Source organism: Pseudomonas sp. FeS53a, from assembly GCF_000931385.1.
Classification (GTDB): Bacteria; Pseudomonadota; Gammaproteobacteria; order Pseudomonadales; family Pseudomonadaceae; genus Metapseudomonas; species Metapseudomonas otitidis.
Genome location: NZ_JYFT01000011.1, coordinates 97,647 through 114,406, shown reverse-complemented (window position 1 = coordinate 114,406; position 16,760 = coordinate 97,647). Strand labels below are relative to the sequence as shown.

At 63.6% G+C, this 16,760-nt stretch carries 17 protein-coding genes and 1 tRNA gene; 8 read left to right on the top strand and 10 right to left on the bottom strand.

Going from position 1 to position 16,760, the window contains the following annotated elements:
- The 6 genes from pheT to thrS all read right to left on the bottom strand — a co-directional run bounded on the left by pheT (position 1) and on the right by thrS (position 6,639).
- Entirely contained in the window at positions 1–2,379 is a 2,379-nt protein-coding gene (gene pheT / locus SZ55_RS04170) for a phenylalanine--tRNA ligase subunit beta (protein ID WP_044401784.1), read from the bottom strand.
- 37 nt (positions 2,380–2,416) lie between these two features.
- Complete coding sequence (gene pheS / locus SZ55_RS04165) at positions 2,417–3,433, bottom strand: phenylalanine--tRNA ligase subunit alpha (RefSeq protein WP_044401781.1); 1,017 nt, start codon at positions 3,431–3,433, stop codon at positions 2,417–2,419.
- A 93-nt stretch (positions 3,434–3,526) separates the two neighbouring features.
- Positions 3,527–3,883 carry a 50S ribosomal protein L20 gene (gene rplT, locus SZ55_RS27265; protein ID WP_044874620.1) on the bottom strand — a complete coding sequence of 119 codons (357 nt, stop codon included), beginning with the start codon at positions 3,881–3,883 and terminating at the stop codon, positions 3,527–3,529.
- 26 nt (positions 3,884–3,909) lie between these two features.
- The gene (gene rpmI / locus SZ55_RS04155; protein ID WP_044401775.1) at positions 3,910–4,104 is read right to left on the bottom strand and encodes a 50S ribosomal protein L35; all 195 of its coding nucleotides are present in this window, start codon (positions 4,102–4,104) and stop codon (positions 3,910–3,912) included.
- Between the two features lie 61 nt (positions 4,105–4,165).
- Complete coding sequence (infC, locus tag SZ55_RS04150) at positions 4,166–4,717, bottom strand: translation initiation factor IF-3 (RefSeq protein WP_170832300.1); 552 nt, start codon at positions 4,715–4,717, stop codon at positions 4,166–4,168.
- Positions 4,717–6,639 carry a threonine--tRNA ligase gene (gene thrS, locus SZ55_RS04145; RefSeq protein ID WP_044401768.1) on the bottom strand — a complete coding sequence of 641 codons (1,923 nt, stop codon included), beginning with the start codon at positions 6,637–6,639 and terminating at the stop codon, positions 4,717–4,719. The genes infC and thrS overlap by 1 nt, the downstream gene beginning before the upstream one ends.
- Positions 6,640–6,997: 358 nt before the next feature.
- Here thrS and SZ55_RS28430 point away from each other — a divergent pair, with 358 nt between their 5' ends.
- The gene (locus SZ55_RS28430) at positions 6,998–7,159 is read left to right on the top strand and encodes a hypothetical protein (protein WP_177329723.1); all 162 of its coding nucleotides are present in this window, start codon (positions 6,998–7,000) and stop codon (positions 7,157–7,159) included.
- Between the two features lie 76 nt (positions 7,160–7,235).
- Here SZ55_RS28430 and SZ55_RS04140 read toward each other — a convergent pair.
- A tRNA-Val gene (locus SZ55_RS04140) sits at positions 7,236–7,312 on the bottom strand.
- A gap of 183 nt (positions 7,313–7,495) precedes the next feature.
- On the opposite strand from SZ55_RS04140, the gene SZ55_RS04135 reads away from it, so the two are divergent.
- A complete protein-coding gene (locus SZ55_RS04135) occupies positions 7,496–8,779 on the top strand; it encodes an NAD(P)/FAD-dependent oxidoreductase (RefSeq protein ID WP_044401765.1) in 1,284 nt (427 codons plus the stop codon).
- Between the two features lie 61 nt (positions 8,780–8,840).
- On the opposite strand, the gene SZ55_RS04130 is transcribed toward SZ55_RS04135, so the two are convergent.
- Positions 8,841–9,524 carry a PA2778 family cysteine peptidase gene (locus SZ55_RS04130; RefSeq protein WP_236692386.1) on the bottom strand — a complete coding sequence of 228 codons (684 nt, stop codon included), beginning with the start codon at positions 9,522–9,524 and terminating at the stop codon, positions 8,841–8,843.
- Between the two features lie 272 nt (positions 9,525–9,796).
- Here SZ55_RS04130 and SZ55_RS04125 point away from each other — a divergent pair, with 272 nt between their 5' ends.
- The 6 genes from SZ55_RS04125 (at position 9,797) to SZ55_RS27870 (ending at position 13,676) form a co-directional block, all read left to right on the top strand.
- Entirely contained in the window at positions 9,797–10,066 is a 270-nt protein-coding gene (locus SZ55_RS04125; protein WP_044401762.1) for a hypothetical protein, read from the top strand.
- 183 nt (positions 10,067–10,249) lie between these two features.
- Entirely contained in the window at positions 10,250–11,248 is a 999-nt protein-coding gene (locus tag SZ55_RS04120; protein ID WP_044401760.1) for a GlxA family transcriptional regulator, read from the top strand.
- A gap of 14 nt (positions 11,249–11,262) precedes the next feature.
- Positions 11,263–11,511, top strand: coding sequence for a DUF1272 domain-containing protein (locus SZ55_RS04115; RefSeq protein WP_044401757.1), 249 nt, complete (start codon positions 11,263–11,265; stop codon positions 11,509–11,511).
- Between the two features lie 12 nt (positions 11,512–11,523).
- Positions 11,524–12,033 (top strand): HPP family protein, encoded by a 510-nt coding sequence (locus SZ55_RS04110; RefSeq protein WP_044401754.1) that lies wholly within the window; start codon positions 11,524–11,526, stop codon positions 12,031–12,033.
- Positions 12,034–12,041: 8 nt separating this feature from the next.
- A complete protein-coding gene (locus SZ55_RS04105) occupies positions 12,042–13,208 on the top strand; it encodes an MFS transporter (protein WP_044401751.1) in 1,167 nt (388 codons plus the stop codon).
- Positions 13,209–13,292: 84 nt separating this feature from the next.
- A complete protein-coding gene (locus SZ55_RS27870; protein ID WP_152644436.1) occupies positions 13,293–13,676 on the top strand; it encodes a DUF2589 domain-containing protein in 384 nt (127 codons plus the stop codon).
- Positions 13,677–13,704: 28 nt separating this feature from the next.
- Here the strand turns inward: SZ55_RS27870 and nfuA are convergent, their stop codons facing one another.
- Together nfuA and SZ55_RS04090 are read right to left on the bottom strand one after the other, a co-directional pair.
- Positions 13,705–14,289, bottom strand: coding sequence for a Fe-S biogenesis protein NfuA (gene nfuA, locus SZ55_RS04095; RefSeq protein WP_044401745.1), 585 nt, complete (start codon positions 14,287–14,289; stop codon positions 13,705–13,707).
- A gap of 147 nt (positions 14,290–14,436) precedes the next feature.
- Positions 14,437–16,713 (bottom strand): fatty acid cis/trans isomerase, encoded by a 2,277-nt coding sequence (locus SZ55_RS04090; protein ID WP_044401742.1) that lies wholly within the window; start codon positions 16,711–16,713, stop codon positions 14,437–14,439.
- Positions 16,714–16,760 lie beyond the last annotated feature (47 nt).

The following is a 16,760-nucleotide window of genomic DNA, read 5'->3' as shown; positions in this document are numbered from 1 at the left end:
CTACTTCCTTAACGTGGCGTTGAACCTACCTTCCAGCGAGGTGACGATGTTCTGGGTTGTGGTGTTCACCTCATCGTCGTTAAGAGTGCGCGATGGATGTTGCCAGGTCAAGCCGACGGCTAGGCTTTTTCTAAGCGGATCAATACCTTTACCGTGATAGACGTCAAATAGCCTGAGGTCCGTCAACCACTCCCCGGCAGCTTCACGAATTGTGTCGAGGACGGTTTCTGCGGCGACCTCACGATCAACCAGGACGGCCAGGTCGCGACGCACTTCGGGGAAGCGCGACAGCTCGCTGAACGTAGGCAGACGTCCACTCATGACCTCAGCCAGCACGAGTTCGAAGAGGTAGACGGGCTGGTCAAGATCGAGGCTCTTGGCCAGTTCGGGGTGAATGGCGCCGAGGTAGCCAACCAGCTTGCCATCTCGTTCGATGCGAGCGGTTTGCCCCGGATGCAGCGCCGGATGCTCGCCCGGCACGAAGGTGAATGCGTCCAACGCGCCAGCTGCACCCAACAGCGCCTCGACGTCGGCCTTGACGTCATAGAAATCCACGCCTTCGCGGCCATGGGCCCAGGCTTCCGGCAAGCGCTTGCCACAGACGACACCGGCGATCATCGCTTCCTGCTTCAGGCCTTCGAGTTGGCCGACGAAGCGAAGGCCACTTTCAAACAGGCGAACACGGCTCTGCTGACGGTTGAGGTTATGCTGCAGCGCCTTGACCAAACCCGGCCACAGCGACGAACGCATGGCAGCCATGTCGTTCGAGATGGGGTTGGCCAGCATGAGCGGCTTGGCGCCAGGATTGAACAGCTCGAACCACTTGGGATCGATGAAGCTGTAGGTGATCGCTTCCTGATAGCCCCGGGCAACCAGCAGGCGACGCAAGGCCGGCAGCTCAACTGCAGATTCGGCACGAGCGCGAGGCGCAAGGCGCGCTTGCGGGTAGCGAACCGGCAGGCGGTTGTAGCCGTAGAGACGACCAAGCTCTTCGATCAGATCCACTTCCAGACTGATGTCGAAGCGGTGACTGGGCACTGCAACCTTCCACTGCCCCGGCGCAATAGAGGTGACGCCCAGACCCAGCGCGGTAAGCAAGCGCTCGACCTCGGCGGCGTCCATCTCCATGCCCAGCATCTGGGCAATACGCTCGGCACGCAGGATGACTGGGGCAACGCTCGGCAGATCCGCCTCACTTACAGCCTCGATGATCGGGCCAGCTTCCCCCCCCACGATCTCCAGCAGCAACGCAGTGGCGCGCTCCATGGCCTGGCGGGCAAGCTGCCAGTCCACGCCACGCTCGAAGCGATGCGAAGAGTCGGTGTGCAGGCCATAGGAGCGGGCCTTACCAGCAACGGCGATGGTGTCGAAGAAAGCTGCCTCGAGGAACAGGTCGCGGGTCTTGTCGCTGACGCCGCTGTGCTCGCCCCCCATTACCCCTGCGATAGCCAGGGCACGGCTGTGGTCGGCGATGACGAGGGTGTCTCCACGCAGGCTGACCTCCTGGCCATCGAGCAGGACGAGCTTCTCCCCCTCCTCCGCCATGCGCACGCGGATGCCGCCATTGATTTCGGCAAGGTCAAACGCGTGCATCGGTTGGCCGAGCTCAAGCATCACGTAGTTGGTGATATCGACGGCTGCATCAATGCTGCGCACGTCCGCCCGGCGAAGGCGCTCGACCATCCACAACGGAGTGGGCTTGGAGAGGTCGACATTACGCACCACCCGACCGAGATAGCGCGGGCAAGCCTTCGGTGCCAGCACGTCCACCGGGCGAACTTCGTCGTGAGTCGGTGCGACCGGGCTGATCACTACAGGGGTGACGGGTGCCGCATACAGGGCACCCACTTCACGGGCCAGGCCAGACATGTTGAGGCAATCGCCACGGTTGGGCGTGAGGCCCAGTTCGATGACGACGTCATCCAGGCCGAGGTAGGCCCGGATGTCCTGTCCGACTGGCGCATCGGCAGCCAGTTCCATCAGTCCGGCGTTCTCGTCGCTGATCTGCAGCTCACTGGCAGAGCAGAGCATGCCGAAGGACTCGACGCCGCGAAGCTTGGCTTTCTTGATCTTGAAGTCGCCGGGCAGCTCGGCACCGATCATGGCGAAGGGGATCTTCAGGCCGGGGCGCACGTTGGGCGCACCGCACACCACCTGGAAGGTCTCACTGCCATTGCTGACCTGGCATACACGCAGCTTGTCGGCATCGGGGTGCTGCTCGGTGCTGAGCACTTCGCCCACCACAACGCCACTGAACGCGCCGGCGACAGGCGTGACGCTGTCCACTTCCAGGCCGGCCATCGACAGACGAGCCACCAGCTCGTCGCGGGAAACCTGCGGGCTTACCCAGCTCCGCAGCCACTGTTCACTGAATTTCATCCTGCTCTCCTGAGGAATTCGTTACGTGGACTACGACCTAGCGGAATTGCGCGAGGAAGCGCAGGTCGTTGTCGAAGAACAGGCGCAAATCGTTGACGCCATAACGCAGCATGGCCAAACGCTCGACGCCCATGCCGAAGGCAAAGCCCTGGTACTTCTCGGGATCGATGCCGGACATGCGCAGAACATTGGGGTGGACCATGCCGCAACCCATCACTTCCAGCCAGCCGGTCTGCTTACAGACGCGGCAGCCCTTGCCGGAACACATGACGCACTGCATGTCGACTTCGGCGGACGGTTCGGTGAAGGGGAAGAACGAGGGGCGGAAACGCACGCCCAGATCCTTCTCGAAGAAGACGCGGAGGAACTCCTCGATGGTGCCTTTCAGGTCGGCGAAGCTGATGCCTTCGTCGACCAGCAGGCCTTCGACCTGGTGGAACATCGGCGAGTGTGTGATATCCGAGTCACAGCGATAAACACGGCCGGGGCAGACGATGCGGATCGGCGGCTGCTGGGACTCCATGGTGCGCACCTGGACCGGGGAGGTATGGGTGCGCAGCAACATGTTGGCGTTGAAATAGAAGGTATCGTGCATCGCACGGGCCGGGTGGTGGCCGGGGATGTTGAGCGCTTCGAAGTTGTGATAATCGTCTTCGACCTCCGGGCCTTCGGCGATGCCGTAGCCGATGCGGGTGAAGAACTGCTCGACGCGCTCGAGAGTACGGGTAACCGGATGCAGACCGCCAGATACCTGGCCGCGTCCCGGAAGGGTGACATCGATCCGCTCGGCCGCGAGCTTGGCTGCCAATGCAGCTTGCTCAAGCGAGTCCTTACGGGCGTTGAGGGCGTCCTGGACGCGCTCTTTGGCGGCATTGATCAGCGCACCGACCTTGGGCCGCTCGTCTGCAGGCAGGTCACCCAGGGTCTTCATCACCTGGGTCAGCTCGCCTTTCTTGCCGAGGTACTGAACGCGAATCTGTTCGAGAGCATTCACGTCTTCGGTTTGTTGCACGGCCTCAAGCGCTTGAGAGACCAGCGCATCCAGATTTTCCATTTACTGACTCCAGATACGAAATAGGGGAAGAGCCAAGGCCCTTCCCCTATTGGTGACGTTCAGCACCGGGATGGCCCGGTGATTGTCGGGGACTTAAGCCAGGACGGCCTTAGCTTTCTCGACAATCGCAGCAAACGCCGCTTTTTCGTTCACTGCCAGATCGGCCAGAACCTTGCGGTCGATCTCGATGGCCGCTTTTTTCAGGCCAGCGATCAGGCGGCTGTAGGACAGACCGTTCTGACGAGCACCAGCGTTGATACGAGCGATCCACAGAGCGCGGAACTGACGCTTGCGCTGACGGCGGTCACGGTAGGCGTATTGGCCTGCCTTGATTACCGCTTGCTTGGCAACGCGGAACACGCGAGAGCGAGCACCGTAGTAGCCTTTGGCGAGTTTCAGAATTTTTTTGTGACGAGCACGAGCGATAACGCCACGCTTAACACGAGCCATGAGTGTATTCCTCTAGTCTTGACCGATTAACGAACGCGCAGCATGCGCTCGACTTTTGCTTTGTCCGACGGATGCATCAGTTCGCTACCGCGAAGTTGACGCTTACGCTTGGTGGACATCTTGGTCAGGATGTGGCTCTTGAAAGCGTGCTTGTGCTTGTAGCCGGAAGCGGTCTTGAGGAAACGCTTGGCTGCACCGCTCTTGGTTTTCATCTTTGGCATGTTCGGATACTCCGCATTGAGTGATTACGCATAACCGCAAGGCCTGCCAGTGCCCTGGTGGTTACTTTTTCTTTTTGGGAGCGATGACCATCATCAGCTGGCGTCCTTCCAGCTTGGGATGCTGTTCGACGGTTCCGATTTCGGCGAGGTCGGTTTCGACCCGCTTCAGCAGTTCCATACCCAGCTCCTGGTGAGCCATCTCACGGCCGCGGAATCGAAGCGATACCTTGGCCTTGTCCCCATCATTAAGGAAACGTACCAGGTTGCGTAGTTTTACCTGGTAATCCCCTTCTTCCGTCCCTGGACGAAACTTGATCTCTTTGATCTGTTGCTGGTGCTGATTCTTCTTGGCTGCAGCAGCCTGCTTCTTCTTCTCGAAGAGGTGCTTGCCGTAGTCCATGATCCGGCAGACAGGCGGTACCGCGTCTGCCGAGATCTCTACGAGGTCCAGCTTTGCTTCATCAGCAGCGCGAAGCGCTTCATCGATCGAGACGACGCCAATTTGCTGGCCGTCTGCACCAATAAGTCGCACCTCTCGAGCCGTGATGTTCTCGTTGATCGGGGCCTTGGGTGCAGCTCGTTTATCTTGTCTCATTTCACGCTTAATAGTGATTACTCCGATTCTTGGCGACCACGCCGGGAAACCGTCTGCGCGAGCGTGGTGACGAATTGCTCGAGGGGCATGGAGCCCAGATCGACGCCTTCACGGGTGCGCACAGCAACGGATCGTGTCTCAACTTCCCTGTCTCCGATAACCAGGAGATAGGGAACCTTGAGCAAAGTATACTCGCGGATTTTAAAGCCGATTTTTTCGTTTCTCAAGTCGGACTTGGCACGGAACCCGCTTTGGTTGAGAGTCTTTTCGACCTCAAGGGCAAAATCCGCCTGTTTGTCGGTGATATTCATGATCACCGCCTGGGTCGGCGCCAGCCATGCCGGGAACGACCCTGCATAGTGCTCGATGAGCATGCCGATGAAGCGCTCGAAGGAACCGAGGATCGCACGGTGAAGCATGACCGGGCGCTTGCGGTTGTTATCTTCGGCGATGTAGCTGGCATCGAGCCGATCAGGCAGGTTCGGATCGTACTGCAGGGTACCGCACTGCCAGTTACGACCCAGGCAATCCTTGAGGGTGAATTCGATCTTCGGGCCGTAGAAAGCCCCCTCACCCGGCTGGTATTCCCAGGCCAGGCCCGATTCGTTCAGCGCGTCAGCCAGAGCCCCTTCAGCCCGATCCCACAACTCCTCGGACCCCACGCGCTTGGCCGGGCGAGTCGAGAGCTTCATGGAAATATCACTGAAGCCGAAGTCGGAATAGACCTGCAAGGTGAGCTTGATGAAGTCCGCAGCCTCCTTCTTCACCTGCTCTTCGGTGCAAAATATGTGGGCGTCGTCCTGGGTAAAGCCGCGCACGCGCATGATGCCATGCAGCGCGCCCGACGGCTCATTGCGATGGCAGGCACCGAACTCAGCCAGGCGCAGCGGGAGATCGCGGTAGGACTTCAACCCCTGGTTGAAGATCTGCACGTGGCACGGGCAGTTCATCGGCTTCACGGCATAGTCGCGACTCTCGGACGCGGTGGTGAACATGTTCTCGGCGTAGTTGGACCAGTGGCCGGAGCGCTCCCACAGGATGCGATCGACCACCTGGGGCGTCCGCACCTCGACATAGCCATGCTCACGCTGAACCTGACGCATGTACTGCTCGAGCACCTGATAGACGGTCCAGCCATTGGGGTGCCAGAACACCATGCCCGGCGCTTCTTCCTGGAGATGGAAGAGGTCCAGCTGCTTGCCGATACGGCGGTGATCCCGCTTCTCGGCCTCTTCGATGCGCTGGACATAGGCAGCCAGCTGCTTCTTGTCAGCCCAGGCAGTGCCATAGACACGCTGCAGCTGCTCGTTCTTGGAGTCGCCGCGCCAGTAGGCACCCGAAATCTTTGTGAGTTTGAAAGCCTTGAGGAAACGCGTGTTCGGCACGTGCGGGCCACGACACATGTCCACGTACTCCTCATGGAAGTACAGGCCCATGGCCTTCTCGTCCGGCATGTCGTCGACCAGGCGCAGCTTGTACTCCTCGCCTCGCGCCTTGAAGGTCTCGATCACCTCTGCACGCGGCGTCACCTTCTTGATGACGTCGTAATCCTTGTCGATCAGCTCGGCCATGCGCTTCTCGATGGCCGCCATGTCGTCCGGCGTGAAGGGACGCTCGAACGCGATGTCGTAATAGAAGCCCTCGTCAATCACCGGTCCAATGACCATCTTGGCACTGGGATAGAGCTGCTTGACCGCATGCCCGACTAGGTGGGCACAGGAGTGACGGATGATCTCCAGCCCCTCCTCGTCCTTCGGCGTGATGATTTGCAGGGTGGCGTCGGCTTCGATCAGGTCACAAGCATCGACCAATTTGCCGTTGACCCGACCCGCCAGCGTGGCCCTGGCCAGACCAGCACCGATGGACTGAGCCACCTCGAGCACGGAAACGGGTTTATCGAACGAACGCTGACTGCCGTCGGGAAGAGTAATGATGGGCATGGCGCCTCCTCTCCTAGTGGTGACCTCTACCAAAGGCCACATGGGTTGGGATGAGCCAGTAAATGATCCGGCGGTATACCTGCCACACGATGGCAGAGCCCTTTCAGGCCAACCTGACCGAACCAGGGTCACTGGAGGTATTTCGGGAAACGCGAATGCTTTCAGAAAGACAACGCAGTGACAAGCAGGAATTGGGCCTCACAGAGCATTTAGCCAGCGGCACCTCACCACCCCACCGCGCGCCCATAACTCACGCCGAAACGAGACACGTATCACACAAACCCAGCACCGCAACCTGACAGATCGCTCGCGCACCTATGCTCAAACGGGTAACCCGCCACCCTCGGGAGGGCGCGCAATGAAAGAGCAACGGAGATACCTCGCACTGCGTGCGCACATTGATGAACTGATCCAGAGCGGCGGCCGAATTCTCAGCCGAGAACCACTCACTATCAGGGCAAACGGCAGCCTCTACACGATTGCTCATGGCATGCTGATCGGCCATATCGCAGCCGCCTGAAGCGTGACCACGAAGCCAAAAACAAAAAGGGCGATCCTTTCGGATCGCCCTTTCTGCTAAGCCTTTCGGCTTGATTTGGTAGGCACAATTGGACTCGAACCAACGACCCCCACCATGTCAAGGTGGTGCTCTAACCAACTGAGCTATGTGCCTTCGATGGGTGCGCATTCTACGGGGTTAAATTTTGGTGTCAACAACTTTTTTCGCTAACTGACTGAAAAAGTGGAGCTTTTACTGTTCAGCCCCTCGTCAATTATCTTGCACGGAGGCTAGCCGGCTATTTTCAACTCGGGTAGCATCTCGCCATCCGTAAAAAATAAAAAACAGAGATTCAAGATGACGCACACTCCCTACCCTCAATCCTATTACGCCGCCTCCGCCAACCCGGTTCCGGCCCGTCCGGAACTGGAAGGCGAGACGCAGACCGACGTCTGCATCATCGGCGCGGGCTATACCGGCCTTTCCACCGCCCTCTTCCTGCTGGAGAACGGCTTCAAGGTCACCGTCGTGGAAGCGGCCAAGGTCGGCTTCGGCGCATCGGGACGCAACGGCGGCCAGATCGTCAACAGCTACAGCCGTGACATCGATGTCATCGAACGCACCGTCGGCCCCAAGCAGGCCCAACTGCTCGGCCAGATGGCGTTTGAAGGCGGACGCATCATCCGCGAGCGCATCGCCAAGTACGACATCAAGTGCGACCTGAAGGACGGTGGCGTATTCGCCGCCTTTACCTCCAAACAGATGGGCCACCTGGAATCCCAGAAGAAGCTCTGGGAGCGCTACGGCCACACCCAGCTGGAACTGCTGGATGGCAAGCGCATCCGCGAAGTGGTGGCGAGCGAGAACTACATTGGCGGCATGCTCGACATGAGCGGCGGCCACATCCACCCGCTGAACCTGGCCCTCGGCGAGGCGGCGGCAGTGGAGTCCTTGGGCGGCGTGATCCACGAGCAAAGCCCGGCCATCCGCGTCGAGCGTGGCGATAACCCGGTGGTCTACACCCCCAAAGGGTCGGTAAAGGCCAAGTTCGTCGTCGTCGCCGGCAACGCCTACCTGGGCAACCTGCTGCCGGAACTGATGGCCAAGTCGATGCCGTGCGGCACCCAGGTGATCACCACCGAGCCGCTGTCGGACGAGATGGCCCGCAGCCTGCTGCCGCAGGACTACTGCGTGGAAGACTGCAACTACCTGCTGGACTACTTCCGCCTGTCTGGCGACAACCGCCTGATCTACGGCGGTGGCGTGGTCTACGGTGCACGCGATCCGTCGAACATCGAGGCCATCATCCGCCCGAAGATGCTCAAGACCTTCCCGCAGCTGAAGAACGTGAAGATCGACTTCGCCTGGACCGGCAACTTCCTGCTGACCCTGTCCCGCCTGCCCCAGGTGGGTCGTCTTGGCGACAACATCTACTACTCCCAGGGCTGCAGCGGCCACGGTGTCACCTACACCCACCTCGCCGGCAAGGTGCTGGCAGAGGCACTGCGCGGCCAGGCCGAGCGTTTCGACGCCTTCGCCAGCCTGCCGCACTACCCGTTCCCGGGCGGCCACCTGTTCCAGGTACCGTTCAGCGCCCTCGGCGCCTGGTACTACAGCCTGCGCGACAAGCTGGGCTTCTGATGCTCCATCCTTGAATGAAAACGGCGCCACAGGGCGCCGTTTTCATTGGGACGATGCACATTCAGCGCACCTGCTTCCTCGCCATGTCCGCCGCATCCACCTGGCCCGCAGCCGCCAGCGCATCCGCCGCCGCCCGCCAGCGAGCCATATCGGCCGCCACCGGTAGCACATTGGGCGCCTGAAGCAGCACGGCCCACTGCCCAGCGGCGGCCCAGTCTGCCGCGAACTCGGCAAACCCGACCTGGGCCCGACGATCACCGGCCAACCGCAACAGCACCACCTCACGCTCCCGGTCGAATCCGACCAGCACCGCATAACGCCACGACGGCAGCCAGCCATAGCCCTGGCGCAGATGCACCAGTACCGGGTTGCCGGCCGCCACCTGGACCAGCAGGTCCTCCAGATGCTTATCGAGCGGGTACACCAACAGACCATGCTGGTGGGCGACGACAGGAATCCGCTGGGCAAGTGACGCCTCGGCCTCTGGCAACTGCAACGCCTTCTCCACCATTCCCGGCGTCACCGTTTCTCCCTGGAAGCCAAACAGCGCAGCCAGGGAAGCCGGCGCACTCTGATAAGTCTGCTGGGGGAAGAACGGCACGCTGCTCAGCTCCACCACCATCGGCAGTGCCCGCACGCGCGGATCATCGGCGGGATCGTGCCCCGCGCAGGCCACCAGCAGGAATGGAACGAGGCAGGCCGTCACGACCTGGCGGGAACAGGCAACAAATCGGGAACGGCGCAAGGAAACCACCTTGTAAGCAACCGGGAAGAGGCCCGCATGATAGCGCTCGGCCCCAACCGGAACCCCATGTTTTATGGGACCTCACCCCAGCGGCAGATGACAGAAATGCGACCTGTGCACACTCCACCATTCATCCTGGCGACAAATTGTTTCCAAAGCGCGACTCGCTGTGACTTATAGCGGGGAATCAGCCATCCATATCCACGACACCGCCCAGCCACATTGGCGGCGGCCAAGTCAACCCTTGGGCACAATATGGAGAGAATCCCCCAATGAACGCTCCGCTCCGCGTCAACGAAGCCTTGATCATCGCCGGCCGCGCCTTCCAACCCTACCAGTGCGTCGCCTGGGCTCCCCAGGATGGCAGCGGTGAACTCAGCATCAGCGTGATCGACCGCACCAGCACCCGCCTGCTGGGCCGCTCGAAACTCACCACCAGCACCTACACCGACCCGGCCCAACTGGCCAGCGTCCTCAAGCAGTCCCGCGAGGAGCTGTCGCGCCAGGGCTACCGCCTCGACCCGTGGAAGATGCCCGAGTAACCCTCTTCCGCGCTGTGCCCACTGCGCCGGCGAGCCGTCCACACGGCTCGCCGCTGACCTGATCCCCCTCCACCTCCTCCCCTCTTTCCCAAGCAGCGGATTGGCAAGATCCGTGGGCTTGTTGTCGTTGTCGCCAAGACCTCCGACCTCCACACTGATGGCGTCCCCCTTGAAGCGAACGCCATGGACACCCCACTGACCATCGCCTGCCTGGCTTTCCCCGATGTGATGAGCCTCGACGTGACCGGCCCTCTGCAGGTCTTCGCGTCCGCCAATGTCGAGCGAGAGCGCCAGGGCCTGCCCGCGCCCTACCGCATCCTCCTGCTCGGCCTGGAGGCTGGGCCGGTGCGCACCTCAGCCGGCTTTGCCCTGCTGGCGGAGCAGGCCTGCGGCAACTGCCCGGCGGAAACCCTCGACACCCTGCTCATCCCGGGCGGTTTCGGCGTTGAACCGCTGCGCAGCCATGCGCCCCTCCTTGGCTGGCTGCGTGATGCCGAACCCAAGGTCCGCCGCCTCGGCTCGATCTGCTCCGGCGCCCTCATTCTTGCGGCCGCCGGCCTGCTGGACGGCCGGACCGCCACCACCCACTGGTCCGACGTCGACACACTGCGCTGCCATGCCGCCGTGGACGTCCAGGGCGACCGCCTGCACACCTACGATGCCTGTGGCCGCGACGGCGATCCCCATGTCTTCACCTCGGCCGGGGTCACCGCCGGCATCGACCTGGCCCTCGCCCTGGTGGAGGCCGACCTCGGCCGCTCCATCGCACTGGCAGTCGCCCGGCGCCTGGTGCTCTTCCTGCGGCGCCCCGGCGGCCAGGCGCAGTTCAGCCCGCTGCTGGCGCCGGACCCGCACCGCACATCACGCCTCGCCGCCCTGCTGGAATGGATCCCCCTCCACCTAGGCGAAGACCTCAGCCTCGACACCCTCGCCAGCCAGGCGAACCTGTCGCCGCGCACCCTCTCCCGACTCTTCAGCCAGGAGCTGGGCATGGGGCCCGGCCAGTACGTCGAGCGGGTGCGCCTGGAGGCCGCGCGCAACCTGTTGCAGGACGCCCAGGCCTCCATCTCGACCGTCTCCCGCCTCACCGGCTTCGGTCACCCCGAGAACCTGCGCCGCACCTTCCACAAGCACCTGTCCATCAGTCCCCAGGAATACGCCGAGCGCTTCGGCCGCCCCTGACCCGGAGAACCGCGATGCTCGAACTGCGCCCCAACTGCGAGTGCTGCGACAAGGACCTGCCGCCAGCCGCCACCGACGCCATGATCTGCTCCTTCGAATGCACCTTCTGCCGTGACTGCGCCGAAGACCACCTGGACCGGCGCTGCCCCAACTGCGCCGGCACACTGGTGAGCCGCCCCATACGGCCCGACGCGAAGCTGGCGGCCAACCCACCGTCCACCCAACGCATCCACCACCCCAATGGCTGCCTGAAGCGCGCCTAAGCTGGAGTCACCATGCTCGAATTCGCCAAGAAGCTCCGGGGCGACGCCGCCGCCCTGCCCCCTCGTCCCGCTTCGCGCCAGGTGATCCTCGCCTGGTTCGGCGGCGTGCTGGCCATTGCCGGCATCGCCGGCCTGGGCGACGCACTCACCCTCAGCCTGCTGCTGGGCTCCTTCGGTGCCTCCTGCGTGCTGGTCTTCGGCTTCCCCGACGTCCCCTTCTCGCAGCCACGCAACGTGGTGCTCGGCCACGTCCTCAGCAGCCTGGTAGGCCTGGTATTCCTGGCCCTCTGCGGGCCCCACTGGTGGGCCATTGCCCTTGCCGTCGGCAGCGCCATCGCCCTGATGATGGTGACCCGCACCGTGCACCCACCGGCCGGCTCCAACCCGGTGATCATCTTTCTGCTGCAGCCCGGCTGGGACTTCCTGCTCTACCCCACCCTCAGCGGTGCGCTGCTCCTGGTCTTCGTCGCCCTGCTCTACAACAACGCGAGCCGCGAGGCCCGCTACCCCAAGTACTGGTAGGCCATCGCATGCCCCTTCTGCTGAGCAACCCCGGAATCCGCCTGCTGTTCGCCTGCCAAGCGCTGTACTGGAGCTGCTCGCTGATCGGCATCACCCTCACCGCGCTGATCGGCCTCCAACTCGCGCCGGCCAACGCCCTCGCCACGCTGCCGCTGGCACTGCTGGTGCTGGGCAACCTGCTCGCCGTGCAGCCGCTGTCGGTGTTCATGCAACGCCACGGCCGCCGCCCGGGCCTGATGCTCGGAGCGGCCGGGGGCATCCTCGGCGGCCTGACCAGCGCCCTGGGCGTCTGGCTCGGCGACTTCAGCCTGCTGTGCCTGGGCGCCCTGCCCATCGGGGCCTACCAGGCCTCGGCGATGTACTACCGCTTCGCCGCCCAGGAGGCGGTCCCGCCGGAGCAGAAGGGCCGTGCCACCGCCTACGTGATCGGCGGCGGCATCTGCGCCGCCCTGCTGGCACCCAGCCTGGCGCTGTGGTCGCGCAACGCCCTGCCGACACCCTTCGTCGGCGCCTACCTCGCCATCGCGGCACTGGCCGCGCTCGCCCTGCTGCTGCTTCATCGCCTGCGTGAAGGCGATGCACCCCCAGCCCCACGAACCGGCTGGGCCTCGACACGCGCACTGCTGGCCCGCCCCCTCGTGCGCGCAGCCATCGCCACCACCGCCATCGGGCACGGCTTGATGATCCTGGTGATGAACGCCACGCCCCTGGCCATGAGCCTGTGCGGGCTGTCGATCGAAGAAGGCTCGGAAGTGATCCGCTGGCACGTCCTGGGCATGTTCCTCCCGGCGTTCGCCGCCGGCCCGCTGGTGGACCGCTTCGGCAGCCGCCAGGTGGCACGGCTCGGCATCCTGCTGCTGGCCATCAGCGCGGCCACCGCCCTCGCAGGCCTGGCGCGCAGCCATTTCCTGGTCAGCTCGATGTGCCTCGGCCTGGGGTGGAACCTCATGCTGGTCGCCGGCACGACCCTGCTTGCGGAAGGCCACGACAGCGCCGAGCGAGGCCAGGCCCAGGCCCTGATGGAGCTGAGCAACAGCCTGGTGGCAGCCTGCGCGTCCTTCGCCTCCGGCGCCCTCATCACCGGCCTGGGCTGGGCCGCCGTGAACCTCGGCATGCTGCCGCTGCTGGTCATCGCCTTGCTGGCAGCCAGCGTTCGCCCACACAAGGCGCACTGAGCACCGCCGCCTTGCTCGCCGGCCGCCCTGCCAACGGCTAGAGTTGCCCACTACCGGCCCAACCCAACCACAAGGCCCAGCACAATGTCGAAGCCGATACCCGACCCGCACGATGCCTCCACCGCCGCAGAAGCATCGGCGCACGAACCCCCACTCCCGGGAATCGACCTGTCCAGCCCAACCTCGGGCCAGCCGGTCTGGGGGACGATCAACACGCCGGTCGCGATGCCATCGCCTGACGTCAAAGGCAGCGACACAAGCCGCAAGTACGGCGTCGAATACAACATAGACGTACACGCCCGCCAGACACTGATGCCCGAAGGCCTGCAGCGTGTCCTGGACATCATCGACCAGGCCATCGCCCCGCACCCCGTCTCACCCGCTGGCGACAACCACGCCGGGCCCGACGAGCCAGCAGCCTCGACGCCAACCGCCCCCACTTCCGAAAACGAAAAAGGCAGCCCGTAGGCTGCCTCTCTCTGCTTCGCGCAACGCCTCAGTAGTAGGCGTTCTCGCGGTTGCTGTGGTCGGTGACGTCACGCACGCCCTTGAGCTCGGGGATGCGCTCCATCAGGGTCTTCTCGACACCGTCCTTCAGCGTCATGTCGACCATGCCGCAGCCCTGGCAGCCGCCGCCGAAACGCAGCACGGCGATGCCTTCCTCGACCACATCCACCAGGCTCACCTGGCCGCCGTGGCTGGCCAGGCCGGGGTTGATCTCGGTCTGCAGGTAGTAGTCGATGCGCTCGTTGAGCGGGCTGTCCTCGTTGACCATCGGCACCTTGGCATTCGGCGCCTTGATGGTCAGCTGGCCGCCCATGCGGTCGGTCGCGTAGTCCACCACCGCGTCTTCGAGGAAGGGCTCACTGACGGCATCGATCCACGCCGTGAAGGACGCCAGAGCCAGGGGCGTGTCCTCGGGCTTCTGCTCGCTGGGCTTGCAGTAGGCGATGCACGTCTCGGCGTACTGGGTGCCGGGCTGGGTGATGAAGATGCGGATACCGATGCCGGGGGTGTTCTGCTTCGACAGCAGGTCAGCCAGGTAATCCTGGGCTGCCTGGGTAATGGTGATGGCGCTCATGGCAACTCCTCGCGAACATGGCGCGCAGTGTACGCCAATCCGGTCCGACGGATAAAGTCCCAGTAATTTAGTAGGAATTATTCCCGATTAGCTCAGCCCGGGCTCCAGACAGCGCTCTTCCCGGTGGAAAGAGCGCTGCAGCGCGCCTCAGAGGTTCTGGTAGCGGTTCATGTCCAGCACGCCCGCCTCCACCGGCTCGGTCTCGCGGATGTAGGCCGACAGGTCGTGGAAGTAGAACCAGAACTGCGGGTGACTACGGCGGATGCCCCAGCGCTCCACCATCTTGTCGAAGGCTGCCGTGTCCTTCACCCGCCCCAGGGCAGTGACGAAGTCCGGCACCTCGTCGGCGCGCAAAGCGAAGATGAAGTTCGGGTAGCTGGTGAGTACCCCCGGGTAGATGGTCAGGGTGTCCAGGCCGGGCTGGTAGCGGAGCTCCTCGCCCATCATGAAGGCCACGTTGCTGTGGGCGCGGTTGCGCAGCACGCTGTAGACCTCGCGCTTGCCATTGGGCAGCTCCACCCTCAGCAAGGTCGCCTCGGGCAACTGCTCGATCACCCGCAGCCCTGCCGCCGGGCGACTGACCAACTGGCTCAGCGCCTGCTCGGCGTCCTGCAACGCCGGGTCGATGCCCGGGCGGTAGCAATTCGCCGTGCAGCGGTTGATCGGATCCGGCCGGGCATTGAGCCCCTCGAAGCGCTTGACCAGCTCGGCGGCAAAAGCCCCCTTGGCCCCCTCCACCGGCAGGAACAGCCCGGTCGGGGTGTCGTTGTCGATGGCCTCGTAATCCAGCCACATCTTCAATTTGCCGCTGTTCTGGTACCAGTCATCCAGCAACCCATCCCGCGATGCCGCCGGCATCAGGCGCAGGAAATTCACCTCCGCGCCATTGCGGATCAGGTCGAAATAGAGCCGGGTCTGCGCCTGGTGGGACACGTTGCCGAACACGTCGAAATTCACCACCAGCTGGTAGTAGGTGCGCTCCAGCAACGGGTAGTCCAACAACCACATCGTCTGCGGCACCTGACCGATCAGCCCCTTGCGCACCGATGCGCTGTCGAACTGCCGGTAGATCGACAGCAGCGCATTGTCATTGCCCGCCCAGAGGGTGCTCCAGGTGGGCGCCGGAGCCGCCGCATAGGCTTCCTGGCGCAGCTTCTCGTAGGCGTTGCGCTTGTCCCGGTAGCTCAGCCACAGCCCCAGCAGGTTGCCGATGTCGTCGAACTGCCCCGGCATCGCCAGCAGCGGCGTGGCCTGGCCACGGTAGGCGGCATCGGTGACGTACAGGTCGTGCGCCGGATCCTGGAACATCGCCCAGAAGTTGTCGCGGATCACGTCCGTGGCGATCTGCCCGCGGCATACCGGCCCGCGGATGAAGGTGCGAACGAAGTACTCCGCGTTGTCCAGCATGAACTGGTAGCGGGCCCGGGCCGGGATGGCCTCGAAGGTCTCGAACGGATTGGCCCGGCGCTGAGCCCCGTAGCCCGGCACCTTGTCGGTGTTCCAGTTGCTGGAGAAGAACAGCTCGCGGACCCGCCTCATCTTCTCCGCGCTCAGCGGGTAGGTGATGTGGGTCTTGTGGACGATGGCCCCCTGGATCGGCCACATCCGGTAGTAGAAGGTGGTGCCCGGGTCATCGTTCGGCCGGCGGGTGGCGATGGGGTCGATGGGCTGGCCACTGGGCGTGCGCGAGCGCACCAACTGGAAGAAGTGGCCGCTGCGCCCACCGTCGAAGTACAGGTGCGCCAGGAACAGGTGCTCGAACAACCAGCGCCCCACCAGCACCTCACGGGCACCGGGCGCGTTGAGCAGCGCCTCCCACTGTGCCACCTGGGCCGCCTCGCTCGGCGTCGGCAGCGGTGCCTGCTCCTCCACCGGCGCCCCGGCACCCAGCCAGCGCTGGAGGGTCTGGTACTCCTGCGCGTCCAGCCCGGTCACCGCGAAGGGCATGCCGGCATGGGCGTAGCGCCGCGCGTAGTCATCGAACTCGGCAGGCGTCGGGCACTGGTTCTGCCGGTTGATGCCGATGTCCAGGTCCTCCGGCAGCTTCGCATTGGGCGTCGGCGGGTTGCTGTGGCCCAGCTCCAGCATGCGCGCCATCAGGGCAGCCTGGGGTCCCTGGCCGTTGAGCACCGAATAGAAATCCTTCTGCCGCCAGGCCGCCTCGCTGTGGGCATCGAAGTACAGCCGCGTGGTGGCCTGGGCCTGGGTCCGCGTGCCGTCATAGACCGGCTGCTTGGTGGCCCCACGGGCGGCACCCTCGGCACTGCCCAGGTTCAACTGGCAGGGCGAGTCATAGCAGGCATGGCAGGCCACGCACTTCTTCTCGAAGATCGGCTGCACATCACGGGTGTAGGACACCGATGCAGCCTGCACCCCAGAGCCTGCGCAGAGCAGGAACACGAACGACAACAGGCGATGGCGCATGACCTCATCCTTGAACGAAGCGAAACGGAAGGCGGGGATTCTACCGG